Consider the following 26,684-nt stretch of genomic DNA (forward strand, 5'->3'; position numbering starts at 1 on the left):
AGGACCGTACCAGATTCTTTAATGGCCGCTATAGAATGAGGTCATGGCGACGAAACAGCGCGGCCGGCCCCGGTCCTTCGACCGCGACACGGCGCTCCACCAGGCGATGCTGACCTTCTGGGAGCACGGATACGAGACGACCTCGATCGCCGATCTCACCCGGGTGATGGGGATCGGGGCCCCCAGCCTCTACGCCGCCTTCGGCGACAAGAGAGCCCTCTTCGCCGAGGTCGTGGAGGTCTACGCGGCCGGCTACGGCTCCTACGCGACCCGGGCCCTGGCCGAGGAGCCGACCGCCCGGGCGGCGGTCGCCCGGGTGCTGCGCGAGGCCGCGGGCCTGTTCACGGACCCCGGCCACCCCCGGGGCTGTCTGATGGTCAGCGCGGCGGTCAACTGCACGGCCCCCGACGTGGAGACGGCGCTGCGGGAGCAGCGCGCCGCCCAGTTCGCCGATTTCGAGCGCGGGATCGATGCCGATGTGGCGGCCGGGGTGCTGCCCGGGGGGACCGATGCCGGGGCGCTGGCCCGGTTCAGCGGAGCCGTCCTCCAGGGCATGGCGCACCAGGCCCGCGACGGGGCGACGGAGGAGGAGCTGGCGCGGGTCGCGGAACTGGCGATGCGCGCCTGGCCGGAAGAACCCGCGGGCCGCGGCGCCTGACGGGACCCTCAACCCGTCCGGCACCGCAGCCCGGAGTTGCTCCGGCCGGCGGGTGTGCGGTCCCGCGCGGCCGTGGGGGAGGACCGGGCGCAGTCAGGGCAGAGAGCGCCGGGGCCTCGTTCCACCCTCCTGTGCGGGGAGAGCGGAAGTTCTGGCTACTTCTTCATTGTGGACTAGACCATTCACGGATGTCCATGGATCGGCCGGGATTGGTTCCGGCCACCGCTCCCCGGACTCCGTCCCCCGCCCCATGGCACGGCCGCCCGACGCCTCCGGTTCACCTCGCGGGTACGCTCGCACACGTGCCCTCCATGAACGACCTCGTACGCCAGCACACCGCCCTGAGCGACTCCGACCTGGAGTGGCTCCATCTGCTGGTATCGGAGTGGCAACTGCTCTCCGATCTCTCCTTCGCCGATCTGGTGCTGTGGGTCCCCACCCGCGACGGGGCCCGCTATGTCTCCGTGGCCCAGATGCGGCCCAACACCGGACCCACCTCCTACCAGGACGACATGGTCGGCCATCTCGTGCCGCGCGGCCGGCGCCCGCTGCTGGACGCCGCCCTGGACGAGGGCCGGATCGTCCGCGAGGGCGACCCCGAGTGGCGCGAGGAGGTCCCCGTGCGGGTCGAGTCCATCCCGGTGCGCCGTGAGGGCCGGGTTCTCGGCGTCATCGCGCGCAACACGAATCTGCTGACCGTGCGGACCCCCTCCCGGCTGGAGCTGACCTATCTCCAGTCCGCCTCCGACCTCGCCCAGATGATCGCCGCCGGCTCCTTCCCCTTCCCGGGCCAGCAGGTCGACATGGACGCCTCCCCGCGCGTCGGCGACGGGCTCATCCGTCTCGACGCCGACGGCATCGTCCAGTACGCCAGCCCCAACGCGCTCTCCGCCTACCACCGGCTCGGCCTCGCGTCCGACCTCGTCGGCCACCACCTCGGCCAGGTCACCGCCGATCTCGCCCCCGCCCGGGGCCCGGTCGACGAGGCCATGGTCAAACTCGCCAGCGGCTACGCGCCGCGCGAGGCGGAGGTCGAGGGCAACGGCGGGGTGATCCAGCTGCGCGCCATCCCGCTGAAGCCCAAGGGCACCCGCATCGGCTCCCTCGTCCTGCTGCGCGACGTCACCGAACTCCGTCGCCGCGAGCGTGAGTTGATCACCAAGGACGCCACCATCCGGGAGATCCACCACCGGGTGAAGAACAACCTCCAGACGGTCGCGGCCCTGCTGCGGCTCCAGGCCCGCCGGATGGACTCGGTGCGCGGCCGGGAGGCCCTCAACGAGGCCGTGCGGCGCGTCGGCTCGATCGCCATCGTCCATGAGACGCTCTCGCAGAATCTCGACGAGCGGGTCGAGTTCGACGAGATCGCCGACCGGGTCATCGCGATGGTGGCGGAGATCTCCCCGGGCAAGGTCGACTGCCGCCGCACCGGCCGCTTCGGCATTCTCGACGCCGAGGTCGCCACCCCGTTGTCGATGGTTCTCACCGAAGTGCTCCAGAACGCTCTGGAACACGCCTTTCCGGCGGGTGAGCGCGGCTCGGTGGAGGTATCGGCGGTACGCGGGGACCGCAGCGGCCATCAGGGTCCCGCCCGGCTCCTCATCACGGTCCAGGACGACGGCCGCGGACTTCCCGAGGGCTTTGACGCCCAGCGCGCCGGAAATCTCGGGCTCCAGATCGTACGGACCCTGGTGGAAGGGGAGTTGGGCGGCTCATTCGACATGCTTCCCGCGCCCGCGCCGGAGCGGGGGACCCGGGTCGTCCTCGATATTCCGGTGCGCGACCGGAAGTAATTCCCGGCCCGGCCGGCGCACAGCAGCGAGCCCCGGACCGATGGAAATTCGGTCCGGGGCTCGAATGCTGTGGGTTACTGCTGCGCGCTGCGACTCGTGGGCGGTGAGTGCGTACTCGCTGTACGCGCCGCCGGAGGCTCAGGCTCGGTGCGGTGGCGGTCAGGCGCTGGCGTTACGCGCCCGGTTGCGAGCGGCACGGCGCTTCATCGCGCGGCGCTCGTCCTCGCTGAGGCCACCCCAGACGCCGGAGTCCTGGCCGGACTCAAGCGCCCACTGCAGGCACTGCTCCATGACGGGGCAGCGACGGCAGACGGCCTTGGCTTCCTCGATCTGCAGCAGCGCAGGACCAGTGTTGCCGATGGGGAAGAAGAGCTCGGGGTCTTCCTCGCGGCAAACGGCGTTGTGACGCCAGTCCATGGCTGCTACCTCTCCTTGGTGTGACATGCAGGGTTGCTTGTGAATGTGAACGCTTTCACGAATCCCCCCACAAGGGAAGGGCCGATCGACTTCACGTCGACGTGGTCCAGGGTTTGGGGAGGGGTTCCGGCGACCTGCGGGCCGATGATGCAGCGGGCCGTCCCGATCGCCATGAAGAGACTCGCAAACCTCGGCGACGGATACAACCCCTTCCGGGAAGTTTTTTTTGATTCCTCGGTGTCGACTAGGTCACAGCCGTCATTCTATGGGGTGGAGTCCAGTCCGTACGTTCGAGATAAAGGCCGTTTGGGTCTTCCACTCACACAATCACACGCAGTGCATGGCGTACGCCTGTGAACGTCACGCTCGTGCGCAGTCCGAGGTGGTCGCCGTCCATCTGAAAAGGCAGCGGAACCTTTGAATTCAAGGTGAACTCGGAGAGGTCATGGAGAGTAATCGCGTGCTTGCCGTGCGGTCCCCGGCTGGGGCTGGAGGTGAGCAGCTGGGTGCCGTACCGGGCCACCGCCGGAGTCGACAGTTTCGAGAGGCCGAGCACATCGAGCCCCGTGTCGAAGGAGGCCTTGGGCGACGCGTACATCGGGCGATTGCCCAGAAAGGTCCACGGCGAGGTGTTCGCGACTATGGAGACCACCAGATCGGTCACCGGCTCCGCGCCGGGGCGCTCCAGGGTGATCTTCCCCTGCCGGCGGTGCGGGTCGTCCAGGAACTGCCGCAGCACCTGGCGTACGTAGAGCGCGTGGGTCGAGCGCTTTCCGCGCTCCCGCTGCTGCTCGACCCGGCCGATCACACTGGCGTCGAATCCGACACCCGCGCAGAAGGTGAACCAGCGGGACGGCACGCCCTCGTCGTCCGTGCCCCGGGTGCCGGAGGCGAGCCCGAGGCCCACCGTGCGCTCGCTCCGCTCGCTGAGGGCGTCCAGGATCGCGCCGGTCGCCTCCACGGCGTCGTTCGGCAGTCCGAGCGCGCGGGCGAAGACATTGGTCGATCCGCCGGGGACCACGGCGAGCCGGGGCAGCCGGGCCGGGTCGGGGCCGTGGTGGAGCAGACCGTTGACGACCTCGTTGACGGTGCCGTCGCCGCCGAGGGCGACGACGAGGTCGATGTCGCCGGCCTCCGCCGCCTGCCGGGCGAGGTCCCGGCCGTGGCCCCGGTACTCGGTGGTGACGGCCTCCAGCTTCATCTCGCTGGCGAGGGCGTGGATCAGCACATCACGGGTACGTGCACTGGTGGTGGTTGCTGCCGGGTTGACCACGAGAAGTGCGCGCATGCGATGCAGCGTACCCACCCCGCGATGACCGGCCCAGCCCCGGGTGCGCGGCGGCGGCTACCCTTGCGGGGTGAGTGAAGACCCGACCCCGCGCCCCGCCCGTCTGACCGCCGCGGCGGCGGTCTCGGCACTGGAGGGCCTGGCCCTGGCCGTGTACGGCGTCTATCTGCTCGTCATGGGAGTGCTCGGCAGCCCCGACAGCCCGACCCAGGCAGAGATGGGCGGAGTGACGCTCATCGCACTCGGCGCGATCCCGCTGGCCGCCGCGCGCGGGCTGCTGCTGCGGCGCTCCTGGAGCCGGGGCCCCGCGCTGATCACACACCTCATGGCGCTGATCCCGGCCTGGACGCTGCTGCGCACCGAGGGGGCGCTGATCCCGCTGGGCATCCTGATCGCGGCCGTCGCCGTGGCCGGACTGGCGCTGATCGTCAACCCGGCGACGACCCGGGCGCTCGGTATCGGGAGCCCGGACACCCCGGGCGCCTGACCGGCCGGGCCCGCCGCGCTCCCGCCGGCGTCTACTCCTCCACCAGCAGCTTCTCCCGAAGCTGCGCCAGGGTGCGGGCGAGCAGCCGGGAGACGTGCATCTGGGAGATGCCGACCTCCTGCGCGATCTGCGACTGCGTCATATTGCCGAAGAACCGCAGCAGCAGAATCCGCTTCTCGCGCGGCGGCAGATCCTCCAGCAGCGGCTTGAGCGACTCCCGGTACTCGACCCCCTCCAGCGCCTCGTCCTCGGCGCCCAGGGTGTCGGCGACCGCCGGCGACTCGTCGTCGGTGTCGGGGACGTCCAGTGAGAGCGTCGAGTACGCGTTCGCCGACTCCAGGCCCTCCAGCACCTCCTCCTCGGAGATGCCCAGCCGCTCGGCCAGCTCGTGCACCGTGGGGGAGCGGCCGTGCTGCTGGGACAGCTCGGCCGTCGCCGTCGTCAGCGAGAGCCGCAGCTCCTGGAGCCGGCGCGGCACCCGCACCGCCCAGCCCTTGTCCCGGAAGTGGCGCTTGATCTCGCCCACCACGGTCGGGGTGGCATAGGTCGAGAACTCGACACCGCGCTCCGGGTCGAACCGGTCCACCGACTTGATCAGCCCGATGGTCGCGACCTGGGTGAGGTCGTCCAGCGGCTCGCCCCGGTTGCGGAACCGGCGCGCCAGATGCTCGACCAGCGGCAGATGCATCCGTACCAGCCGGTTCCGCAGCTCGGCGTGTTCGGGCGAGCCGTCGGGCAGCTCGCGCAGCTCGACGAAGAGGGCCCGTGCCCCGCTGCGGTCCTGCGGATGGTGCTGCTGCTGCTCGTGTACGTCCTCGCTCATGCTGCCCGCCTTCCCCGAGGGCTCCGCCTGGGCGGGGGCGCCCGCGGCGGAGCCGGGGGGCGTACCCCCAGCCCGCGTCTGCTCCGCCGCGGCCGTCGGCTCCGCGGGTTTGTCCACCGGGCCCGGCCGGGCGTGCTGCTCCGGGAAGCCGTGCACCGAGGGAGGCTCGTCCCGCACCGGACCGTCCTCGTTGCGCACCGGACCGTCCTCGTTCACGCCGGCCCGGGTCCCGCGCCGCGCTGTTTGTACAGGCTGATGGAGACCGTGCGGTCCTCGGCGACCGTGGACTCCACCTTGCCCGCCAGCGCGGACAGGACCGTCCAGGCGAAGGTCTCGCGCTCCGGCGCCCGGCCGTCGGTGGTCGGCGCGGAGACCGTGACCTCCAGCGAGTCGTCAATGAGCCGGAAGACACAGCTGAGGACGGAGCCGGGAACCGCCTGCTGGAGCAGGATCGCGCACGCCTCGTCGACCGCGATCCGCAGATCCTCGATCTCGTCAAGGGTGAAGTCCAAGCGTGCCGCGAGTCCGGCCGTGGCCGTCCGCAACACCGACAGATAGGCACCCGCAGCGGGCAGCCGGACTTCCACGAAGTCCTGGGTCCCGGGCTCGCCTGCGATCTGGGACACCCTCACCTCCAAGGTGACACATGCTCTTTCCGGGCCTCGGGAGAAAGATCCCGAAGCCGTCGCTACGCAGTCCGTACGTAGCCGGTACTGGCTCGGCGACGCTATCGCGATCCATGGTGCGCTGTCGCCGGAGCCCCCACCCCACGGCCGCTGTCACTGATGGTAAGCGTATAACCACATACAGTGGGTAGGGGTCTGCGGGGTCAATTGCGGCGAAGTGGTGGATGGTTGACGTACCCACCCGCCGGACGGCCGAACCGCCTCCCGGGCCGGTCGCGCGGCCCGCGGGGCGCTCCGGCCGCGCCTCAGACGAGCGCGCTGTCCTGGAAGCACCACCGCCAGCTCTCCCCCGGCTCGTAACTCCGCATCACCGGGTGCCCGGTCTCGTCGTAGTGCGCGCTGGCGTGGCGCAGGGGCGAGGAGTCGCAGCACCCCACATGGCCGCAGACCAGGCAGAGCCGGAGCTGCACCGGATGGGTGCCGGCGGCCAGGCAGTGCGGACAGGTCTCGTGCTGGGGAGCCGGCTCCGGCCGGGGCAGCTCTGCTACGTGCGGACACTCGCTCATGATGGCCAGATTACGGCGCGCGGGGCGTACCTTCCCGTTGGTGTCACCTCCCGGTGACCGGTGCTGACCGGGGGTGACGCGCGACCCCGCAACGATCCGTGGTGGAGGTACACCGCATGGACGCACTGCCCCTGGTGGCGCTGATCGCGGTCAGCGCCGTGATCGCCGGCGCGGCCCGCCGCACCCCCGTACCCGCCCCGCTGCTCCTGGTCACCGCGGGGCTGGTCGCCGCGTACATCCCCGGTGTGCCCGACTACACGCTCGATCCGCACATCGTGCTGCCGCTGGTGCTGCCGCCGCTGCTGCACCTCGCCGCGCTGGACAGCTCGTACCTCGATCTGCGGGCCAACGCCCGGCCCGTCGCGCTGCTCTCGGTCGGGTACGTGCTCTTCGCGACGGTCGCCGTCGGCTGGCTCACTCATCAGCTCGTGCCCCAGTTGCCGCTGACCGCCGCGCTGGTGTTCGGCGCGGTCGTGGCGCCGCCGGACGCCGTCGCGGCGACCGCGATCGCCCGGAAGCTGGGGCTGCCGAGCCGGATCACCACCATCCTCCAGGGGGAGTCCCTGGTGAACGACGCGACCGCGATCACCGCGTTCCGGGTCGCGGTCGCCGCCGCGATCGGGGAGGGCGCGAGCTGGAGCGAGGGGATCGCCGAGTTCGCCCTCGCGGCGCTCGGCGGGATCGGTGTCGGGCTGCTGCTGATGGTCCCCATCCACTGGCTCCGCACCCATCTGAAGGAGGCGCTGCTCCAGAACACCCTCTCGCTGCTGATCCCCTTCGTCGCCTACGCGGCGGCCGAGCAGTTCCATGCCTCCGGTGTGCTCGCCGTGGTCGTCGTCGGCCTCTACCTCGGCCACCGGCGCTGGCAGGTCGACTTCGCCACCCGGCTCCAGGAGGAGGCCGTGTGGAAGATGGTCGCCTTCATCCTGGAGTCCGCCGTCTTCGCGCTCATCGGCCTCCAGCTGCCGTATGTGCTCGAAGGGCTCGGCGCCTACGGCGTCGGCGAGTCCCTGGGGTACGCCGTCGGGGTCTTCGCCTGTGTGGTGGCGGTGCGGTACGTCTGGGTCTTCCCGGCCACCTTTCTGCCGCGCCGGCTCTCGAAGCGGATCAGGGCCCGGGAGCCGGGCGTGGACTGGCGGGCTCCGGTGATCGTGGGGTGGGCCGGGATGCGCGGGGTGGTCTCGCTGGCCATCGCCTTCTCCATTCCGCTGACCACCTCGTCCGGCGACCCCTTCCCGGCCCGGAACCTGATTCTCTTCCTCACCTTCACCACCGTGATCGGGACGCTGGTGGTGCAGGGGCTGACCCTGCCCGCGCTGATCCGGGCGCTGAAGCTGCCCCGGCGGGACACCCGGGCCGAGACGCTCGCCGAGGCCCAGGCCCAGAACGAGGCCTCCGAGGCCGCCGAGCGCCGGCTGGCCGAACTCCTCACCGACGAGGCCAACGCGCTGCCCGAGCCCCTCCAGGACCGGCTGCGCACGGTCATGGAGCGCCGCCGCAACGCCGTCTGGGAGCGGCTCGGGGCGGTCAACGAGATCACCGGGGAATCGGCGGACGGCACCTACCGGCGGCTCGCCGGGGAGATGATCGAGGCCGAGCGCTCGGTCTTCGTCCGGCTGCGGGACGCCCGGCGGATCGACGACGAGATGCTGCGCACGCTGCTGCGGAGGCTGGACCTGGAGGAGGCCGCCGCCTACCGGGAGGAGGAGAGCGGCGCGGACTGAGCGGGGGCCGTCGGCGAGCCCGTGACGACGGCCGCGAGGGTGGTCCCGCGGGCGAAGGCGCCCTCGGCGGCGAGAGCGGTCAGTCCATAGAGCATTTTGGCTACATATACACGCTCAAGAGCCACTCCATGGGTCTTTTCGAACTCTTCTGCGAAGTGGGTGAGTTCTGGTGATGTACGGGCGTATCCACCGAAATGAAAACGCTCGTCGAGCGACCAGTCGCCGGTCCGCCCGCCGAACGCCTCCCGCTGGAGGCGCTCCGTCTCGGCGCCGAGGAAGCCTCCCCGCAGCACCGGGAAGCCGAGCGCCCGCACCCCCGGCGGGAGGCCCGCCGCGAGCCCCGCGAGGGTCCCCGCGGTGCCGCAGGGGACCGCGACCACATCGGCGCTCCGGCCCAGCTCGCGCCCGAGGCCGGCGCAGCCGCGCGCGGCCGGGGCGTTGCTGCCGCCCTCGGGGATCACCTGGACGTCGGAGCCGTCCGGCACGCTCGCGCGCACGATGCGGGCGAGCACCGCCGGGTCGTCCTTGCGCCGGTAGGTCGAGCGGTCCACGAAGACCAGCCGCATCCCGTCCTCGGCGCACCGCGCCAGGGAGGGGTTGAGCGGGCGGCCGGCCAGCTCGTCGCCCCGGACCACACCGGTCGTGGCGCAGCCGAGCAGCCGGCCGGCCGCGGCCGTGGCCCGCAGATGGTTGGAGTAGGCGCCGCCGAAGGTCAGCAGCGGCCGGCCGGCGGCGGCGCGCAGATTGGGCGCGAGTTTCCGCCATTTGTTGCCCGGGAGATCCGGGTGGATCAGATCGTCGCGCTTGAGCAGCAGCCGTATCCCCCGGCGCGCGAAGCGCTCGTCCTCGACCGGCTGGACCGGGGAGGGCAGCCGGGGCCGCAGGGCGGCGGTGAGGTCGAGCGCTTCGGCGGACATGCCCTCATTGTCACCCGCGCCACCTGCGGCGATACCGGGAGGGCGGGTCGGGAGGGGGCCGGTGGGCGGGTCGGGAGGGGGCCGGGCGGCGGGGCCCGCCGGTCTACTTCAGGCGCTCGTGGATGCGCTCCCGCATGGAGTTCATGGTGAAGCCCAGCGGGTCGATCTTGCCCGGCTGCCACTCCTTGTGGCCGATCACCGAGCGCGAGGTCCAGCCGTGGTGCCGGCAGATCGCGGCGGACGCCTTCTCGATCGCCTCCAGCTGGGCGTCCGGCCAGGGGTCCGCGCCGTTGCCGAGATTGATGCACTCGAATCCGTAGAAGTAGCGGTTGCCGTCGGTGTTGGCCTCGTTGTCGACGGGAAGTCCCTTCTCGGCGATGACCGCGCGCAGCACCTCGTCGTCACCGAGGCCCGCGTGGTTGGCGCGGCCGTAGCCGACGAGATGGACGGTGCCGTCCTTGGCGATGACTCCGTGGCAGAGCGGTCCGGGCAGATCGCTGCGGCCGTCGCGGCAGAGCGCGACGCTGTTCGCGGTGCCCTTGGTCACGGTGTGATGGAGCATCACGCCGTGAACCGGGCCCCAGGGTCCCTTGCTGTTGCGGTTGTGTGTGCGCCAGTCGCCGACCTCGACGACCTCCAGCCCCTCGTCGCGCAGGACGTCGAGAAAGCGGTTCGCGGACATGGGTGAGGACAAAACCGGCTCCCTGAAGTGCGAGGAGTGTGTACGGAACGGTCCGTACTGTGCATTTACTGCTTTTACTCCAATAGCCGCTTCAGGGCCATGCGTTCGGACGGCGTGCGATCCGATCCGGTCAACTCGTCGGCCGTTTCCCGTAATCGCGCCCCCTATGCCCACTCCGGAATGAAAGTAGTCCCATCCGTTTGTGTAATGGTGCCAGGACTCTCCGTGCTGAAAGGCTTCTGCCTGTGGGCCGACGGCGAACAGATGGCCTACAGCACAAACGTATGATCGAGAGGACACTTCTATGTCGGTCGGTTCGGTTGGCACTGCCGGCGAGGGCGCCGGGCAGCAGCAGCCACAGCAGCAGAGCCTCGGCACCGCTGCCGCGCGGAATCTCGCGACCACCACCAAGTCCGTCCCGCAGATGCAGGAGATCACCTCCCGGTGGCTGCTGCGGATGCTCCCATGGGTCCAGGTCCAGGGCGGCACCTACCGGGTGAACCGCCGGCTGACCTACGCGGTCGGCGACGGGCGCGTCACCTTCGTCCAGACCGGCGGCCGGGTTTCGGTCGTCCCCGCGGAGCTGGGGGAACTGCCCGCCCTGCGCGACTTCGGCGACGAGTCCGTCCTCACCGAGCTGGCCGGGCGCTGCGAACAGCGGGAGTACGCGGCGGGCCAGCTGCTCGCCGAGGCCGGCACGGCCGAGGACCGCGTCCTGCTGCTCGCCCACGGCAAGGTCGAACAGCTCGGCGAGGGGCCCTACGGCGACGAGGCCGTGGTCAACGTCCTCGCCGACGGCGCCTATCTGGGCGAGCGCTCGCTGCTGGCGGCCGACGCCACCTGGCAGTACACCGCCCGCGCCGCCACCGCCTGCACGGTCCTCGTCCTGACCCGGGACGACGTGCTGAACCTCGCGGTGCGCGCCGCGTCCCTGCGCACCCATCTGGCCGAGGTGGCGGCCCAGCCGCGGCAGCGGACCAACAAGTACGGCGAGGCCGCCATCGACCTCTCCGCCGGCCATGTCGGCGAGGTGTTCGTTCCCCACACCTTCGTCGACTACGAGGCCGCTCCCCGGGAGTACGAGCTGAGCGTCGCCCAGACCGTGCTGAAGGTCCACAGCAGGGTCGCCGACCTCTACAACCAGCCGATGAACCAGACCGAGCAGCAGCTGCGGCTCACCGTCGAGGCGCTGCGGGAGCGCCAGGAGGACGAGCTGGTCAACAACCGCGAGTTCGGGCTCCTCGCCAACTGCGACTACTCCCAGCGCCTCCAGCCGCACGACGGCGCTCCCACCCCCGACGACATGGACGAACTCCTCTCCCGCCGGCGCGGCTCCCGGCTCTTCCTCGCCCACCCGCGCGCCATCGCCGCCTTCGGGCGCGAGTGCAACCGGCGCGGGCTCGTCCCCGAGAGCGTGGATGTCGGCGGCAGCCATGTGCCGGCCTGGCGCGGAGTGCCGATCTTCCCGTGCAACAAGATCCCGGTCACCGAGGCCCGCACCACCTCCATCATCTGCATGCGCACCGGCGAGTCCGACCAGGGCGTGGTCGGACTCCAGCAGGCCGGCATCCCGGACGAGATCGAGCCGAGCCTCTCCGTCCGGTTCATGGGCATCGACGAGCAGGCGATCATCTCCTACCTGGTCACGGCCTACTACTCGGCCGCCGTGCTGGTCCCCGACGCGCTCGGAGTGCTGGAGAACGTCGAGGTGAGCCGCTGGAGCTGAGCCGCCGGCACCGGTGAGGTGCTGCTCCGGGCCCGCTCGCCGGAGCGGGCCACCTCACGCGCGGCCGGGGGTGTCTCTCGGCGCCCGCCGCCCCCGGCCGCGCCACCGGACGACCCCACCCGGAAAGGACAGAAGCCAGGTGACCATGTCGGAGGCCCTGGAGGGCCGTGAGGCCCTCGCTCTCCTGGAACACGCCCGCGAAACCGTCGACCCGCTGCTGCGCGCCAGTGTGGCGTCACTGCCCGGCCCGCTCGGCCGGGTCGCGGCGTACCACTTCGGCTGGGAGCACGCCCATGGCGCCCCGGCCGCCGGAGCCGCCGGCAAGTCCATCCGTCCGGCGCTGGTGCTGGCCGCGACCAGGGCCCTCGGCGGCGACCCGGGCCGCGCCGTGCGGGCCGCCGTCGCCGTGGAGCTGGTGCACAACTTCACCCTGCTCCACGACGACGTCATGGACGAGGACCCCACCCGCCGCCACCGCCCCACCGCCTGGACGGTTTTCGGCACCGCCGACGCCATCATCACCGGGGACGCGCTCCACGCCCTGGCGATGCGGCTGCTCGCCGAGGACGGCCACCCCGCCTCGGCCGCCGCCTCCGCCCGGCTCGCGGACTGTGTGATCGAGCTGTGCGCCGGGCAGCAGTCGGACTGCGCCTTCGAGGACCGGGGGCCGCACGATGTCTCCCTCGACGAGTGTCTGGCCATGGCGACCGCCAAGACCGGGGCGCTGCTGGGCTGCGCCTGCGCCCTCGGCGCGCTCTACGCGGGGGCCGGGCAGGAGGCGGCCCGGGCGCTGGACGCCTTCGGGCGGGAGGCCGGGCTCGCCTTCCAGCTGATCGACGATCTGATCGGCATCTGGGGGGACCCCGGACGGACCGGGAAGCCCGCGGGGGCCGATCTCGCCGCGCACAAGAAGTCCCTGCCGGTGGTGGCGGCCCTCGGCTCGGGCACCCCGGCCGGCGCGGAGCTGGCCGAGCTGTACCAGGGGCCCATGACCGGGGCGGCCGTGCGCTGCGCCGCCGACGCGGTGGAGCGGGCCGGGGGCCGGGACTGGGCCCAGCTCCAGGCGGCGGACCGGATGTCGCGGGCGGTGCTGGAGCTGTCCCGGGCGGTGCCGGACCCGGACGCGGCGGGGGAGCTGCTGGCGCTTGCGGAGTTCGTCACCCGCCGCACCCGCTGAGGCGCGGTCCGCCCGGCCGGCCCTCACTGCCCATCGAACCACTGCGGATGGAGCACTATGGATGGAGTGGTTTCTGCCGGATGCCGGGGTGCCGGGGTGCCGGGGTGCCGGGGTGCCGGGAATCCGGCGGAAACCACTCCGCTCGGCGAAGGGCCGGCGGCGGTACCGCCGGGCGGGCCGGCCGCCGGGCGCGGGCCGCCGGGCCGCCGTACCCTGGACGCATGGGCAGCGAAGGACGCCGGACCGTCCGCGGCCCGCAGACCGGGCTCCGGTGCCCGTCGTGCGGACAGCCCGTCGGTACCGTCATCGAGCGACGCAAGACTCTGGGGGCCTTTGTCCCCTCCTGGGGCCCGGGTCCCTGCCGCAACCCCGACTGCGCCGAGGGCCCCTCCGGGCACCCGGCGGAGCGCCCCGGCGCCGGCACCCGCACGGTCTGAGCCATCCCTGCTGTTCGGCGGGGTGTCCCGTACCGCTACAGTCCGCGCCATGTCATCGGAGTCGACTGAAGTCTGGGCGGGCTGGTACCGCGACCGACGTGGCGCGGAAGCGGTCACGATCGCGGCGCACGGACGGCAACTGCGCACGCGCATCAGGGGTGTTGAGTACGAGGGTGCGGCGTTCGCCGCCCTGGAGGCAGCGGGATCGGAGGGCGTGCTCTCCTCCTGCGTACTGGAGTGGGACATACCGCTGCCCGTCCACGCGGACGACGGCACGGTGGAACGGGCCACGCTCAGCTGTCTGCTGACGCTCGGCGAACTGAGGCCCGAGGGGTCACTCGATCGGGCGGATCTCAATCTCACGCTCCACTACGGCGGGGCGGCCTATGAATCAGGAGTGGCCGGGGGCGACTTCGACAACGCGCTCGACCGCATCCAGAAACAGCTGCCGCACGGGGCCGAGCTGGCGACCCTCACCTCGGCGGACGTCTGACCGACCCGTCCGCACCCTCTCCCCGCCGGCCCGCCGAGGGGCGCCCCACCGGGTCACCGGCGGGACGCCCCTCGTCTCATCGGTTCGCTCCGGCCGTCAGGAGACGCTCTTCATCGCCGACGCGAGGCCGTTGGCCCACAGGGCGTTCACCCGGGCGCGCTCGTTCGCGTTCGGCGTGTCGTTCTGGCAGGAGGTGCCGGGGCCGCCGCCGGACATCAGTTCGCTGCACGGGCCGCGGTAGTTGTCGGGCAGACCGAGCACATGGCCGGTCTCGTGCGAGGTGACCCGGTTGGAGTTGTACTGCTGGTTCTGCCGGTAGTCGAGGAAGATGTAGCCGCGGCCGTGGCCGTCGGTGCTCGCGTACGAGCCCCGGGCGTCATTGCCCTCGTAGTAGCGGAAGCTCGGGTTGCCGCCCTCCTGGAGCCGCACATTGGCGACCGAGCTGTTCCAGACCTGGGTGCTGCGGGCTATCTGGGAGCGGAAGCTCGGGGCGTTGGCGGCGCTGTAGGTGACGGTCACGACCCGGGCTCCCGGGTTGGCGGCGCGCTTCTCGGCGACGGACTTCACGACCGCCTCGAAGAAGGCCTTCGTCGCCTTCACGTCCTCGGCGGACCCCTCGTACGCGACATACGAGGGAACGGGCGCCGCGGCGGGGGACGCTGTGGCGGCCGACGCGGGGACGGCGCCGAGGGCGGCGGCGAGGGCGACGCCGAGGGCGGCGGAGAAGGCGGCTCTGGGGTGACGCATGGGGGGCTCCTACTCGTCCGGTGAACGGATTCGGTACGGCGAGTTTCGGGCAGGGAAGCGGTTCGCGGATGATGCCAACTCGCGATAACACCAGTGAATCGTCATGTCCATGTCCGTCCGCTCTGGCCCGAACTGTGTGTCTGGTGTGGCGGCTGGAGGCGGTCATACCCTCGGGGCATGGAGCTGGATGTGAGGCATCTCCGCGCCCTGTGCGCCATTGCGGACAGCGGCAGCCTGCACAAGGCGGCCCGGCAGCTGGGGGTCAGTCAGCCGTCGCTGACGACCCAGCTCAGGCGGATCGAGAACGCGCTCGGCAGCGCGCTCTTCTGGCGGGAGCGCTCCGGCTGCCGGCCGACGCCGGTGGGCCGCGCCGTACTCACCCGGGCCCGGCCGCTGCTCGCGGAGATGACCGCGCTCGTGGTCGAGGCCAAGGCGGCGGCGGCCTGTTCGGACGGGCCCCGGCTGCGGATCGGCTCCACCGCGAGCCGCGCCTTGCCCGGCTGGCTGGGGCGGCTGCGGCAGCGGCTGCCGGGCACCGACATCTCGCTGCACATGGATGTCTCCGCCAACGCGCTGCTGCGGATGGCCGCGGCCGGCCAGCTCGATGTGGTCTTCGTCCACGAGGTGGAGGGGTGCCCGCTGCTGATGCCAGGAGGGCTCGATGTACGCGTTCTGGTCGAGCGCGAGCCGCAGTTCGTCTCGCTGGCGTCCGGTCACCCGGCGGCCTCGGCGGCGGTGGTGGAGCTGGCGGACCTGGCGGACGACCGGTGGATCGTCGACCCGACGGTGGACGGGGAGTGGGACGGGCTCCGCCGGGTGCTGGCGGCGGCCGGGCTGAACCCCTCGGTGCTGCACGGGGATTACCACACGGCGGCGTCGCTGGTGGCGGTGGGAGAGGCGGTGGCGCCCTGCCAGCCGACGTCGGGACCCCGGGAGGACATGGCGATCCGGCCGCTGAGGGGGGACCCGCTGGCGGTGCGGTTGCTGTGGTGTTCGTCCGGCGGGACGGGGGAGGACCACGAGGGGGTGTACGCGGACCTGGTGGCGGCGTATCGGGAGGTGGCGTCGGGGGCGGCGGCCTACCGCCAGTGGCTCCTCCGCCACAAGAGCCCCCTGTTGACCACCCCGGCGGCCTGACCGCGAGCCGTCCGGCGGGGCCGCCCGGCCCGATCGCACCCGGCCCCCGCGCCCTGGACGGGGCGCGGGGGCCGGGTGCGGGCCGAGGGCCCGGTCACTTCAGATAGACGAGCCCGTCGGTGGTGATGGCGGGCCTCCCCTTGGTGCCGACGACCACGATCTTGACCGTGTGCTTGGCGCTCGTGGACCAGGACTTGGTCCACAGCGCGTCGCGGTACTTCGTCGAGGCCGACTTCAGGTCGACGGTGTCGGTCTTCTTGCCGTCGACGTAGATGTGCGCCTGTCCTGAGGTCGTGGCGCGCGAGACCACCAGGGCGGCCGAGCGGCCGGTGAAGGTCCAGGTCAGCGCGGCGTTCTTGGAGCTGCTGGAGTACGACTTGCCGCCGAGGTAGCTGGTGGACGACTTGGTCGACCAGGCGCCGGACTTGGTCGCCGACGACTCCTGGAGGATCACCGGCGTACCGCTGACCGAGGCGGAGCCGGTGTTGCCGGCCTGGTCGTGCGCGGTGAGCGACCACTTCGTCGCCACACCCGATGCGGCCGTGTGCGAGGCGCCGGTGACGGTGGGGCCGTAGGTCCTGGCCACCGGGGCGGTGAGCCTGACCTCCTTCAGCGCGCTGTTGTCGCCCGCCTTCCAGCCCAGGGTGAGCGGCACGGCCCGGGTGTCCACCGTGGCCTTGCGCAGGGTCAGACCGGGCTTGGTGGGGAAAGCCGGCGCCGTGGTCTCGGCGACGACGGTGACCGGGGAGCTGAGCCCGCTCCTGTTGCCGGACTGGTGGAGACCGCGGATCTGCACCTTGTGGCTGCCGGGGGTGAGGGTGGCGCGGGCGGAGGTGGCGGTGCCCGCGGTGGTGGCCGCGACCCTGCCGTCCACGAGCAGCTCATAGCCGGAGACCAGGGCGGCCGGGGTGGTGGCCGACCAGTTCACCGTGACGGTGCCCTTGGTGTAGTACGTCGAGCCGGCCAGGCCCGCGCCCGCCACCGACGTGACGGCGAGACCGTCGACCTTTCCGCCCGCCATCTCGCGGATGGCCGGCATCTGGCTGTAGAGGAAGTCCCCGGGGCAGACGGTGACATCGCTGTCCCGGTGGGCGAAGATGGCGGGCCGGTCGAGGGGCACCCCCTTCTTCCAGGTCTCGTTCCTGAGGTTCTTCCCGTCGGCGCCCGGGATCATCGTGGCGGTCCCGGTCGGCGACACCCCGTACTGGCCGAGCTTCCAGGCGGCGACCCGTGCCACGGAGGTCAGCGCCGCCCGGGAGGGCGCCACGAGGTCATGGCTGCCCAGGACGGAGATGCCGGTGGTCTCGGAGTTGAAGCCGTAGTTGTGGGCGCCCATCACGGGCTGGTCCACCCCGCCCTTGCGGCCCTCGTACACCACTCCGCACTTGTCGACCAGGAAGTTGTAGCCGATGTCCTTCCACTTCAGACCGGTGACGTGGTACGCGTAGATGCCGCGCACCAGCGCGGGTGCCTCGGCGCAGGTGTAGCTGTTGGAGCCGGTGGTGTGGTGCACCACCGCGGCCTTGATCCTCCCGCCGGGGAGGTAGCCCGGGGCCTCGGGGCTGATGGACTCGTCCGCGCCCCAGCCCGCCCGGTCCGTGATCGGCGGCTTGGGAGCGGTGGACGCCGGAGCGCTCGGGGTGGGAGTGGGCGTCGGCGCGGAGGTGGAGGGCGAGGGCCCCACCGTGGACGGCTCGACCGACTCCGGGGGCTTCGGGGAGACCGATACGGGCGGTGACGACGGCGCCGGGGTGGTGGCCGGGGCCGTCGTGGGAGTGGCCGTCTCCGTCGGCGCCGGGCCGGAGGCCGGGGGCGACTGCGCGGGCGGCTCCGGCGCCGGAGCCCCACCGGTCTCCGTGGCGGCGGGCACCGGCGTGGCGTCCGCGGCGAAGGCCGCGGGCTCCATGGCCGAGACCTTGCCGCTGCCGGGGTCGATCATATGGAGCTGAAGGCCCCGGGGCAGCCCGGTGGACCTGCCCTGGACCCGGACCTCCACACCGTCGGACGGGCCGACCCAGGCGGGCTCGGTGCCGCCGCGCGCACCGCTCTCGTCGCCCGGTGCGACGGTGCTGCTGTCCAGCTCCAGCCAGGGCGACCAGGTGCCGGTGCCGGCCCCGCGAGTGCGCGCCTCCACCGTGCCCGTGACCCGGGCGGACGGATCGGCCCAGGTCACCCCGAGCATGCTGAACCTCTTGGCGTCCTGCTTGCCGAGCACGGCGGAGCCGCCGCTCACCTTGAGCGGCGCGGTCCGCTGCGCGCTCTTGACGGGGCCCGGCTTCGCGCTGTCCACCGTCCTGCCCTCGACGGGCTGACCGGTCGCACCCTGGACGACCAGGACTCCGGCCACTGTCGCGGCCACAACGGAGGCCGCCCCCACCCAACGACGCGTCTTCATTTCGGTTCGGACATCCTTCCGTCGCACTGCTGCGCCGCAAGCTACCCGAGAGGTAGGAGAGATCGTTTCAGTGGGCAGGTGTTTCCGCCGTGATCGGCTGAAGTTGCGTCAGATTCACGTCGAATCCGTCCGGTGTTGGCCGGAAGCCGATGACGGGGGCGGTCCCATCTCCCGGTGATAGCCGCCCGGTGCCGTGTGACTCCTGTGGACACCGGGCGTCCGGCCGTCGGGGGCGGTGTCCTCCGGCCGTCAGGGGCCGTGTCCCCCGGCCACCGGGGAGGGGCGGGGCCGGGTCAGGGGCGGGCCCCCGCGTCCGGGGCGGGGTCCTTCGCGGGGCTGTGCGCGGAACCGGCCGCGGGGCCGTTCGCGGGGCGGGTCGCCTCGTCGAGCAGCAGATACAGCAGCCCGACCAGGCTTCCGCCGCTCACCACCTGGCGGCTGTCGATCAGGGCCCGCACCTCGTGGAGCGGGACCCACTCGATCCGGTCCGACTCGTTCAGCTCCGTCGGCGGCCCGGACCAGACCGCGCCGTCGGCCCGGAAGACATGGTGCTCGGAGTCGGTGATGCCGTTCGCCGGCTGCGCGTACACCAGGGGCCGGACCCGGTCCACCCGGTAGCCGGTCTCCTCCTCGACCTCCCGGGCCGCCGTCTGGGCCGGGGTCTCCCCGGGCTCGATCAGCCCCATCGGCAGCTCCCAGCCCCAGGTGTCGGTGATGAAGCGGTGCCGCCACATCATGAGGACCCGGCGCCGGTCGTCCACCACGGCGGCGACCGCCAGATGCCGCATCCGCACCACATGGTGCTCCAGCCGGACCCCGTCGGGCTGCTGTACATCGGCGAGCCAGAGGTTGACCCAGGGGTTGTCGTAGATCTGGCGTTCCCCGTGGACGGTCCAGCGCATGGCCCAACTCCTCGCAAAAATGCGTCCATGTGATCTGTCGGCACCACTGTCCTCGTCGGCGGCCGGGCCTTCCCACTTGTCCGTCACCCGGATGGAGCAACGTGTGCCCTTCCGCCCGATCACGTGATAACCGGCACCCCCGGCCGCCCCGCCCGACCCCGGAGGGGTGCCGGCGCGCGGCGCGGGAGCGCCGCCCCGCCCGCTTCCGAGCAGCCGAAAGGCCGTTTCGCCCCCGGCGCCGGCGGTCCGCTCCGGGCGCCCGGAGCCCTCCGCCGAGGGCTATTCGCTGAAGTGAATAGCAAATTACCGGGAATATGCACTGCTAAGATGACATTCATCCTGGTCGCCCGCGCGGTCCCCCGCTGTCGGCACGGCCACCGCGTACCACGGAGTCATCGGCGCGGCCCAGCCGCCGGTGCGTGGTGGGGCGTCGTGCGTGCGGCGGTGCCCGCGGCAGTGTCTCCTCCGTTACCAGAAGGTAGATTTTTGTGAACCGTGTGCCGGATGCGGCCGTTCCCGATGTCTCCGTCATCGTGGGCGCCTACAACGCGATGCCCTATCTGACCCGGTGTGTGCGCTCCGTGGTCGACCAGACGATCGGCCGGGACCGCATCGAGCTGATCGTGGTCGACGACGGCTCAACGGACGGCACCGGCGAGGAGCTGGACCGGCTGGCGGCGGAGTTCCCCACCGTGGTCACGGTGGTGCACCAGAAGAACTCCGGTGGCCCCTCGGCCCCCCGCAACGCGGGCATCGAGCTGGCCCGCGGCCGCTTCATCTTCTTCCTCGACGCCGATGACTACCTCGGCGACGAGGCCCTGGAGCGCATGGTCTCCATGGCCGACACCAACGGCTCCGACGTGGTGCTCGGCAAGATGGTCGGCGTCGGCGGCCGGGGCGCGCCCAAGTCGATGTTCCAGCGCAACCAGCCCAAGACCGATGTCTTCACCTCCCGGGTCTACTGGACGCTCAACCCGCTGAAGCTCTTCCGCCGCGAGCTGATCGAGCGCCTCGGCCTCCGGTTCCGCACCGATATGCGCACCGGCGAGGACCAGCCCTTCGTCTCGATGGCGTATCTCCACGCCGCCGCGATATCCGTGGTCGCCGACTACGACTGCTACTACTGGGTCGAGCGCGAGGACGGCAACAACGTCACCCGCACCACCCGCGGCACCCACCCGCGCATCAAGTACCTGAGCGCGATGTTCGAGCTGCTCGCCCGCGAGGTCAAGGACAGCACCAAGCGGGACATCCTGCTCCGCCGCCACTTCGACGTCGACATCAAGTCCGCGCTGCGCCATCTGCTCCGCGAGACCGAGCCGGAGATACGCGACTCGGCCCTCGCCGACATCCAGCGGCTGATCAGCGCCAACCTCAGCGACGAACTGGTGGCCCGCTACCCCGCGATGCACCGGCTCCGGCTGTACTTCGCCCGCCACGGCATGCTGGAGGAGCTGCGCGAGCTGCACCGCTTCGAGGGCGCCCGCAAGCGGGACAGGGCGGCCGGCGGGACGGTCGTCGAGAAGGGCCGCGCCTACGGCGCCTACCCCTACTTCCGGGACGCCTCCCGGGCCGTCCCGGACCACTGCTACGACATCACCCGCGAGCTGTCCGTCCGGCACCATCTGGCCACCGCCGAGCTGGACGGCTCACAGCTCGACCTCTCCGGCCACGCCTACATCGACACCGTCGACACCGTGGACACCGCCATCGAGGCCGTGCTGCGGGAGCGCGACAGCGGGGTGGAGTACAGCTTCCCGGCCGGGAGCGGCCCCGCCCCCGAGGACACCGACGGGCTCCACGACTACGGGAACGCCGGGTTCTCCGTCCGGATCGACACCCTCACCGCGGCGGACGGCAAGGAGCTGCCCCCGGGGCTCTGGGACCTCCATCTGCGGGTCCGCAGCCAGGGCATCCTCAAGGAGGGCCGGGCCGGCAACAAGCGCGCCGGGTCCATCGACTCCTCGCCCGGCCCCCGGCTGAACCGCACCGCCGACGGCACCTCGCAGGTCGTCACCCCGTACTTCACCAAGCCGTACGACAACTTCACCCTGGACGTCGGCCAGCGCAAGCACCGCCTCCAGTCGCATGTGAAGATCGAGCAGGCCGTCTGGGCCACCGGCACCTCAGGGGTGCTGGCGATCACCGGGCGGCTCAACGCCGGAATCAGCTCCGACGACCTGGTCGTCCGGGCCACCGACAAGGACCGCACCATAGACCTGCGCGGCTTCCAGCGCGGGGAGTTCGGCTCGCCCGGCCCCTTCGAGCTGCGGGTCGACCTCGCCAAGGCGTTCTCCGGGCGGGTGCTGCCCACCGGCACCTGGGAGCTGTCGCTGGCGCTCAGCGCGCCGGATCTCACGGCCACGGTCTGGGTGCCCGCCACCGCGGGGGTCCCCACCTCCCGCTTCCGCCGGCTGGGCCTGCCCGCCTACGCCAAGCCGCTGGACAAGCGGCAGGTTTTCACCGTGCGGGTCGCGTTCGTCGACCCGGTCACCGGACTGCGCCGCCGGCTGGGGCTGCGCACCACCTGACCGTCCGCAGTGACGTTTCCCTCCCCCGGGCGGACCGAGGGGGAGGAGCCGGACCGAGAGCCCGGCCGGGACCGCCCGGCCGGGCTTCCCGCTGTCCGCGCCCGCTCAGCGCCAGGGGATGTTCCGCCAGGGGCTGCCCTCGTTCTCCGTCAGCAGCCGGTGGGCGGTCACGTTCTCCTCGTAGACGCGGCCGTACTCCTCCCCGTCGAAGCGGAGCACCCGGCCCAGCGCGTACCCGGCGGAGAACTCCTCCCACGAGTGGTAGGCCGACTTGCCCAGCGCCCCCGCGTACACGATCGCCTGCTCGGCCTCGTGCGGATGGCAGAACCGGGCGGCCAGTCCCCAGCGCGCCAGATTCACCGCCCGCCCGTAGTCGTGGGCGACCGTGGTGGTGACCCGGCCGTCCGGCGGCAGCAGACCGTCGGCCCGGAACCGGGCCTCGTACCGCACGATCCGCCGCACCAGCTCCTCGACGCCCTTCACCGCCCGGGGCTCGGCCCCCACGTCCTGGGCGTGCCCGGCGGCGGTCTCCCGCCACAGGTCGGCCGGGGGCGGCTCGCCGAGACCGGCCCGCAGCCGCTCCCGCACCCGCAGCGCGAAATCGTGCTCCGGCGGGCTGTTGCGGGCGTCCAGCAGCAGGCTCAGCTGCTCCTGCCACTCCGCGCGGCCGGTGATGCCCCAGCCGTCGCGGAGCGACGCCAGCTGCTGGACGTAGTCGTGGTAGACCGTGCCGACCTCGTTCCACGGCACACCGTTCCCGATCGCCAGATGCGCCCCGCAGGCCAGGCCGTAGGCGAGCGGCCCGTGCAGCGCCCCGTGCCGCAGGGCGATCAGCCGCTCCCCGTCGGGGCGGTCGTGCTCCGCGAAGTACCGCAGCCACAGCGCCCGGTCGTGCGGCGCCGCGGGGAAGAGGAGCCGGCCGGGGGTGCCGGTGTTGACCGACAGGAGCTGCCGGGGGTCCCGCCAGCCGAACTCGGCGATCCACTTCAGGGTCACCCCGTGGAAGACCCAGTCGGGGTGCCACGGCGGCAGCACTCCGCGCGTCAGCACCGGCCGGCAGTCGCGGCCCGCCTCGTCGCGGTGCGCCCGCCAGACGATCCGGTCCGGCTCCGCGTCCGCCTCCGCCCTCGGGACGGCGATGTACAGCTCGGCGCCCGCCAGCACCCGCAGCTGGGCCTCCGGGCCGCCCCGCGCCCCCGCCTCGTACAGCGCCCGCTCCGTCTCGGACGGCGGTGTCCAGGGGGGCCCGTGGGCCGGGGGCTCGGGGGCGCGCCGGCGCCGCTTCATGACCACGGGATGTTCCGGTAGGGGCCGGCGGGGTCCCGGGTGAGGACGCGGTGCTGGGCGAGGGTCTCCCGGCGGACCGTCCCCGACGCGTCCTCGTCGTCGAAGTGGATCAGCCGGGCCAGCGCGTAGCCGAGGGCGAACTCCTCCCAGGACCCGTACGCCTGACGGGCCAGCGCCCCGATCCGCAGCACCGACTGCTCGGCCTGGGCCGGATCGCAGTAGCGCGCGCCCAGGGCCAGCCGTACGACATTGACCGCCCGGCCGTGGTCGAAGGCGGCCAGGCTGTCGACCCGGGCGCCGGGTGCCAGCACCCCCTCGGCCCGGAGCAGCTCCTCGTACTTCTCGATCCGGCCGAGTGCCTCCTCCGACTCCGCGGCGTCCGCGTCGGACACCCCGCGCCGGGCCCGGTCCAGGGCGGCGGCCTCGCGCCACTCGGCGGACGACGGGGTGCGGCCGAGCCGGGCCGCGAGGGAGCGCCGCAGACGCAGCGCGGACTCATGGGTGCGGCCGATGAGCCGGGTCGCCATCAGGGAGCTGAGGACCTGCTCGTACCCGGCCCGGTTGCCGATCCGCCAGGGGTGCTCCAGCCGGGCGATGTCCAGCGCGTACTCCTCGTACACCGTGCCGAGCTGGTTCCAGACCAGCCCGTTGAGCACGGCGAGATGGGCGCCGACCGCCAGGCCGTGGGCGAGCGGTCCGTGCAGCGGTCCGCCGCCGTGGGTGAGCAGTCCGATTCTCGCCGGGCCGCCGGAGCGGACACGGGCGGCGAGCCACTCCCGGCGCCTGCGCGGGCGGGCGTCGACCGCTATGGCGCCCGGGGTGCCGTGGTTGACACCGAGCCGCCACCGGTTGTCCGGCCAGGTGCGGGCCAGCTCGGCCAGACTGGTCTGCCGGAACACCCACTCGGGGTGCCAGGGCGGCAGCATGCCCGCGGTCAGCACCGGCAGGCACATCCGGCGGCCCGAGGGCTCCCGCGCCGGCACCGGCGGCGGGGTGAAGCCCGGGGTGTCGGCGTGCAGCCGCGCGGTGAGCACATAGAGCCTGCTCCGGGAGAGCGCGTCGATCAGCTCGTCCCGGCTGCCTCGGGCGTGCGCCTCGCGCAGTCTCCGCTCGACCTCCGTCGGCGGCACCCAGCCGGTGTCCGCACCCGTCCCCGTCCCCGTCCCCGTTGTCACGGACCGATCCTATGAAACGGGACCGGGGCGGAGACGCGCCAGGTGCGGGGATATACGTCCGCACCCGGCCCACCGGTTCCCCCGCGAGGAGGAATCCATGGACCGGGTGCGGTCACCGGGCGCGCGGCCGGGTGGGTCAGGCCTTCTTGGTCTCCCAGAAGATCTTGTCGATCTGGGAGATGTAGTCCAGCGCCTTCTGGCCCGTCGCCGGGTCGGTGGACGCCTTGGCGGCGGACAGCGCCTTCAGGGTGTCGTTCACCAGCTGGTGCAGCTCGGGGTACTTCTCGAAGTGCGGCGGCTTGAAGTAGTCGCTCCACAGCACCGAGACGTGGTGCTTGGCCAGCTCGGCGCGCTGCTCCTTGATGACCGTGGCGCGGGCCCGGAAGTGCGGGTCGTCATTGGCCTGGAACTTCTCCTGGACGGCCTTCACCGACTCGGCCTCGATCCGGGCCTGGGCCGGGTCGTAGACACCGCACGGAAGGTCGCAGTGGGCACTGACCTTCACCTTCGGGGCAAACAGGCGGGAGAGCATGGGGCAGTCCTTCCTCGTGATCGTCTTCTCAAGGGGGGACATTACTCCGTGAGAGCCCCGTTTTCGCGAGTGCCCCCTAGTGCTTAGGTCGAAAGTCCGGGGTCCTTGTACGACCCCTGGCCGACCGTACTCTGGGAGCCGGAGGTGGCGGATGACCGAGCAGGGACGGGAGCCGACGGCGCCGTTCGGAGTGGCCGAGGTGACCGGGCCGTCGATGTACCCGACGCTGCGGCAGGGCGACCGGCTGCTGGTGCACTACGGCGCTCAGGTGAGGCCCGGCGATGTCGCGGTGCTGCGCCATCCGCTCCAGCAGGATCTGCTCATCGTCAAACGGCTGGCGGAGCGGCGCGGTGGCGGCTGGTGGGTGCTCGGGGACAACCCGGGGGCCGAGGGGGACAGCCGGGTCTTCGGGGCCGTGCCCCCCGAGTTGCTCCTCGGGCGGGTGCGCGGCCGGTACCGGCCGCGCGACCCGGATCAGCGCTCGGTGCTCGCGCTGGTCTCCTGGGCGTTCTCGGCCGTGCGGCCGGTGCTCTGCGCGCGCTCGGTCTCCAGGCGTTTGCGGGCGCGGTAGGCCGCCACATTGGCCCGGGTGGCGCAGCGGTCGGAGCAGTAGCGGCGGGAGCGGTTGGTCGAGGTGTCGAGATAGGCGTTGCGGCAGGGCGCCGCCTCGCACAGGCCCAGCCGGTCGACACCGTGCTCCGTCAGATGGATCGCCAGGCCCATCGCGGCGATGGCCGCGTATCCGGCGGTGGCGTTCGACGGGTGGTCGGCCAGGTGCATGTGCCACTTCGGGCGGCCGTCGTCGTCCCGGAAGTCATGGCCGGAGATCTGCGGGCTGACGGGGAACTCCAGCAGCAGGGAGTTGAGCAGGTCGACGGCGTGGGTCTCCTCCCCGGCGTCGGCTGCGGCGAAGACCGCCCGCAGTCTGCCCCGGACCGAGCGGAAGCGGGTCACATCGGAGTCGGTGGCGCGCCGGGCGGCCTGGCGGGAGGCGCCGAACAGCTCCCGCACGGCCTCGACGGAGGTGAGGGAGTCCTTGCCGCGCGCCGGCTCCTCGGTGTTGACCAGGCGTACGGCGAAGTCCGAGTAAGAGGCCAGTTCCACTTGTAGTCCTTACCAGGGCGGTCTATGGTCAGTGGGCAAAAGTAATGGATGATCCTGCATTCAGGGTATTACACATGGGAGGGTTCCGGTGTCGCGGACGGAAGCAGGGCCAGGAGCGGGGACGGAAGCGGGAGCAGGGGCTGAGCCGGGGGCCGGGGCGGGAGCGGGGACGGGAGCCGGGACGGGGGGCACCGACTGGCGGGCCTGGCAGCGGAGCTGGGACCGTCAGCAGGAGTGGTACATGCCCGACCGCGAGGAGCGGTTCCGGGTGATGCTGGACATGGTGGAGGCCACCGTCGGCCCCGCACCCCGGGTACTGGACCTCGCGTGCGGTACAGGAAGTATCACGGACCGGCTGCTCCGGCGGTTCCCGGACGCCACCAGCACGGGCGTCGATCTCGACCCCGCCCTGCTGGCCATCGCCCGCGGCCACTTCGCCGGTGACGACCGCGTCACCCTCGTCACCGCCGACCTCACCGCCCCCGACTGGACCGAGGCCCTCCCGCACGACGGCTATGACGCCGTGCTCACGGCGACGGCCCTGCACTGGCTGCGCCTCGGCCCCCTCGCCGCGCTCTACGGGCGGCTCGCCGGGCTCGTCCGCGACGGCGGCGTCCTGATGAACGCCGACCGCATGGTCGACCGCTCCACCCCGCGGATCAACGCCGCCGAGCGCGCCCACCGGCACACCGGGATGGACCGGGCCAGGGCGGCCGGCGCGGTCGACTGGGCCGAGTGGTGGGCCCTCGCCCGCCGGGACCCGGCCCTGGCCGGGCCCACCGCCCGCCGCTTCGAGATCTTCGGCGAGCACGCGGACGGCGAGACCCCCTCCCTCCAGTGGCACGCCGAGACCCTGCGCGCGGCCGGGTTCGGCGAGGCCCGCGCGGTCTGGGCCTCGCCCTCCGACAGCCTGCTGCTCGCGCTGAAGTAGCCCGGGCAGCCCGGGCGCCCGGCACGGGAGAGGGGGGGGGGGGGGCCCGGGGGGGGGGGCCCCCCCCCCCCCCCCCCCAGCCACAAAGGAAACCAAACAAACACAAAACAAGAAGGAGAGATATTGTGA

Annotated in this window: 26 protein-coding genes; 12 read left to right on the top strand and 14 right to left on the bottom strand. The window is 72.2% G+C overall.

Features of this window, described 5'->3' with window-relative positions; genetic code table 11:
* Window positions 1–43 precede the first annotated feature (43 nt).
* Window positions 44–658: a TetR/AcrR family transcriptional regulator gene (locus ABT122_RS22335; RefSeq protein WP_351554915.1), complete on the top strand. Its 615-nt coding sequence runs from the start codon at window positions 44–46 to the stop codon at window positions 656–658.
* Between the two features lie 311 nt (window positions 659–969).
* On the top strand, window positions 970–2,451 hold the full coding sequence (locus tag ABT122_RS22340; protein WP_351554990.1) for a histidine kinase N-terminal domain-containing protein: 1,482 nt from the start codon (window positions 970–972) through the stop codon (window positions 2,449–2,451).
* A gap of 159 nt (window positions 2,452–2,610) precedes the next feature.
* On the opposite strand, the gene ABT122_RS22345 is transcribed toward ABT122_RS22340, so the two are convergent.
* Together ABT122_RS22345 and ABT122_RS22350 are read right to left on the bottom strand one after the other, a co-directional pair.
* Window positions 2,611–2,868, bottom strand: coding sequence for a WhiB family transcriptional regulator (locus ABT122_RS22345; RefSeq protein ID WP_003953983.1), 258 nt, complete (start codon window positions 2,866–2,868; stop codon window positions 2,611–2,613).
* A 319-nt stretch (window positions 2,869–3,187) separates the two neighbouring features.
* Window positions 3,188–4,156 (bottom strand): diacylglycerol/lipid kinase family protein, encoded by a 969-nt coding sequence (locus ABT122_RS22350; protein WP_351554917.1) that lies wholly within the window; start codon window positions 4,154–4,156, stop codon window positions 3,188–3,190.
* Between the two features lie 70 nt (window positions 4,157–4,226).
* On the opposite strand from ABT122_RS22350, the gene ABT122_RS22355 reads away from it, so the two are divergent.
* The gene (locus ABT122_RS22355; RefSeq protein WP_351554920.1) at window positions 4,227–4,643 is read left to right on the top strand and encodes a hypothetical protein; all 417 of its coding nucleotides are present in this window, start codon (window positions 4,227–4,229) and stop codon (window positions 4,641–4,643) included.
* 31 nt (window positions 4,644–4,674) lie between these two features.
* Here the strand turns inward: ABT122_RS22355 and ABT122_RS22360 are convergent, their stop codons facing one another.
* From ABT122_RS22360 to ABT122_RS22370, 3 genes are all read right to left on the bottom strand, one after another.
* On the bottom strand, window positions 4,675–5,682 hold the full coding sequence (locus ABT122_RS22360) for an RNA polymerase sigma factor SigF (protein WP_502976182.1): 1,008 nt from the start codon (window positions 5,680–5,682) through the stop codon (window positions 4,675–4,677).
* Entirely contained in the window at window positions 5,679–6,092 is a 414-nt protein-coding gene (locus tag ABT122_RS22365; RefSeq protein WP_351554923.1) for an ATP-binding protein, read from the bottom strand. The genes ABT122_RS22360 and ABT122_RS22365 overlap by 4 nt, the downstream gene beginning before the upstream one ends.
* Before the next feature lie 305 nt (window positions 6,093–6,397).
* Window positions 6,398–6,658: a UBP-type zinc finger domain-containing protein gene (locus ABT122_RS22370; protein WP_351554926.1), complete on the bottom strand. Its 261-nt coding sequence runs from the start codon at window positions 6,656–6,658 to the stop codon at window positions 6,398–6,400.
* A 116-nt stretch (window positions 6,659–6,774) separates the two neighbouring features.
* On the opposite strand from ABT122_RS22370, the gene ABT122_RS22375 reads away from it, so the two are divergent.
* Window positions 6,775–8,382, top strand: a complete 1,608-nt coding sequence (locus ABT122_RS22375) for a Na+/H+ antiporter (RefSeq protein WP_351554928.1) — start codon at window positions 6,775–6,777, stop codon at window positions 8,380–8,382.
* Here ABT122_RS22375 and ABT122_RS22380 read toward each other — a convergent pair.
* Together ABT122_RS22380 and ABT122_RS22385 are read right to left on the bottom strand one after the other, a co-directional pair.
* The gene (locus tag ABT122_RS22380) at window positions 8,352–9,299 is read right to left on the bottom strand and encodes a 1-aminocyclopropane-1-carboxylate deaminase/D-cysteine desulfhydrase (RefSeq protein WP_351554930.1); all 948 of its coding nucleotides are present in this window, start codon (window positions 9,297–9,299) and stop codon (window positions 8,352–8,354) included. The genes ABT122_RS22375 and ABT122_RS22380 overlap by 31 nt on opposite strands.
* A 103-nt stretch (window positions 9,300–9,402) precedes the next feature.
* Window positions 9,403–9,993, bottom strand: a complete 591-nt coding sequence (locus ABT122_RS22385; RefSeq protein ID WP_351554933.1) for an N-acetylmuramoyl-L-alanine amidase — start codon at window positions 9,991–9,993, stop codon at window positions 9,403–9,405.
* A gap of 292 nt (window positions 9,994–10,285) precedes the next feature.
* Between ABT122_RS22385 and ABT122_RS22390 the strand changes: the two genes are divergently transcribed.
* The 4 genes from ABT122_RS22390 to ABT122_RS22405 all read left to right on the top strand — a co-directional run bounded on the left by ABT122_RS22390 (window position 10,286) and on the right by ABT122_RS22405 (window position 13,814).
* Complete coding sequence (locus ABT122_RS22390; RefSeq protein WP_351554936.1) at window positions 10,286–11,707, top strand: family 2B encapsulin nanocompartment shell protein; 1,422 nt, start codon at window positions 10,286–10,288, stop codon at window positions 11,705–11,707.
* A 145-nt stretch (window positions 11,708–11,852) separates the two neighbouring features.
* Window positions 11,853–12,884 carry a family 2 encapsulin nanocompartment cargo protein polyprenyl transferase gene (locus ABT122_RS22395; RefSeq protein WP_351554996.1) on the top strand — a complete coding sequence of 344 codons (1,032 nt, stop codon included), beginning with the start codon at window positions 11,853–11,855 and terminating at the stop codon, window positions 12,882–12,884.
* A gap of 221 nt (window positions 12,885–13,105) precedes the next feature.
* The gene (locus ABT122_RS22400; RefSeq protein ID WP_351554939.1) at window positions 13,106–13,321 is read left to right on the top strand and encodes a hypothetical protein; all 216 of its coding nucleotides are present in this window, start codon (window positions 13,106–13,108) and stop codon (window positions 13,319–13,321) included.
* Between the two features lie 49 nt (window positions 13,322–13,370).
* Window positions 13,371–13,814, top strand: coding sequence for a DUF6304 family protein (locus ABT122_RS22405; RefSeq protein ID WP_351554942.1), 444 nt, complete (start codon window positions 13,371–13,373; stop codon window positions 13,812–13,814).
* Window positions 13,815–13,910: 96 nt separating this feature from the next.
* Here ABT122_RS22405 and snpA read toward each other — a convergent pair whose 3' ends face one another.
* Window positions 13,911–14,561 (bottom strand): snapalysin, encoded by a 651-nt coding sequence (gene snpA, locus ABT122_RS22410; RefSeq protein WP_351554945.1) that lies wholly within the window; start codon window positions 14,559–14,561, stop codon window positions 13,911–13,913.
* Window positions 14,562–14,738: 177 nt separating this feature from the next.
* Between snpA and ABT122_RS22415 the strand changes: the two genes are divergently transcribed.
* Entirely contained in the window at window positions 14,739–15,698 is a 960-nt protein-coding gene (locus ABT122_RS22415) for a LysR family transcriptional regulator (RefSeq protein ID WP_351554948.1), read from the top strand.
* 94 nt (window positions 15,699–15,792) lie between these two features.
* On the opposite strand, the gene ABT122_RS22420 is transcribed toward ABT122_RS22415, so the two are convergent.
* Together ABT122_RS22420 and ABT122_RS22425 are read right to left on the bottom strand one after the other, a co-directional pair.
* Window positions 15,793–18,093, bottom strand: coding sequence for a peptidoglycan recognition protein family protein (locus ABT122_RS22420; protein WP_351554951.1), 2,301 nt, complete (start codon window positions 18,091–18,093; stop codon window positions 15,793–15,795).
* 293 nt (window positions 18,094–18,386) lie between these two features.
* Entirely contained in the window at window positions 18,387–18,995 is a 609-nt protein-coding gene (locus ABT122_RS22425; protein ID WP_351554954.1) for an NUDIX hydrolase, read from the bottom strand.
* A 488-nt stretch (window positions 18,996–19,483) separates the two neighbouring features.
* On the opposite strand from ABT122_RS22425, the gene ABT122_RS22430 reads away from it, so the two are divergent.
* Window positions 19,484–21,526 (top strand): glycosyltransferase, encoded by a 2,043-nt coding sequence (locus ABT122_RS22430; protein ID WP_351554957.1) that lies wholly within the window; start codon window positions 19,484–19,486, stop codon window positions 21,524–21,526.
* 105 nt (window positions 21,527–21,631) lie between these two features.
* Here ABT122_RS22430 and ABT122_RS22435 read toward each other — a convergent pair whose 3' ends face one another.
* From ABT122_RS22435 to sodN, 3 genes are all read right to left on the bottom strand, one after another.
* On the bottom strand, window positions 21,632–22,813 hold the full coding sequence (locus ABT122_RS22435) for a DUF1266 domain-containing protein (protein ID WP_351554960.1): 1,182 nt from the start codon (window positions 22,811–22,813) through the stop codon (window positions 21,632–21,634).
* Window positions 22,810–23,988 carry a DUF1266 domain-containing protein gene (locus ABT122_RS22440; RefSeq protein ID WP_351554963.1) on the bottom strand — a complete coding sequence of 393 codons (1,179 nt, stop codon included), beginning with the start codon at window positions 23,986–23,988 and terminating at the stop codon, window positions 22,810–22,812. Before ABT122_RS22440 ends, ABT122_RS22435 begins: the two co-directional genes overlap by 4 nt.
* 136 nt (window positions 23,989–24,124) lie before the next feature.
* Entirely contained in the window at window positions 24,125–24,520 is a 396-nt protein-coding gene (gene sodN / locus ABT122_RS22445; RefSeq protein WP_351554966.1) for a superoxide dismutase, Ni, read from the bottom strand.
* 151 nt (window positions 24,521–24,671) lie between these two features.
* Between sodN and sodX the strand changes: the two genes are divergently transcribed.
* Entirely contained in the window at window positions 24,672–25,091 is a 420-nt protein-coding gene (sodX, locus tag ABT122_RS22450) for a nickel-type superoxide dismutase maturation protease (RefSeq protein WP_351554969.1), read from the top strand.
* Here sodX and ABT122_RS22455 read toward each other — a convergent pair.
* A complete protein-coding gene (locus ABT122_RS22455; protein WP_351554972.1) occupies window positions 24,995–25,624 on the bottom strand; it encodes a CGNR zinc finger domain-containing protein in 630 nt (209 codons plus the stop codon). The two genes, sodX and ABT122_RS22455, sit on opposite strands and share 97 nt — an antisense overlap.
* A gap of 241 nt (window positions 25,625–25,865) precedes the next feature.
* Here ABT122_RS22455 and ABT122_RS22460 point away from each other — a divergent pair, with 241 nt between their 5' ends.
* Complete coding sequence (locus ABT122_RS22460; RefSeq protein WP_351554975.1) at window positions 25,866–26,555, top strand: class I SAM-dependent methyltransferase; 690 nt, start codon at window positions 25,866–25,868, stop codon at window positions 26,553–26,555.
* Window positions 26,556–26,684 lie beyond the last annotated feature (129 nt).

Source organism: Streptomyces sp. NPDC001985 (genome assembly GCF_040296845.1).
In the GTDB taxonomy this organism is placed as follows: Bacteria; Actinomycetota; Actinomycetes; order Streptomycetales; family Streptomycetaceae; genus Streptomyces.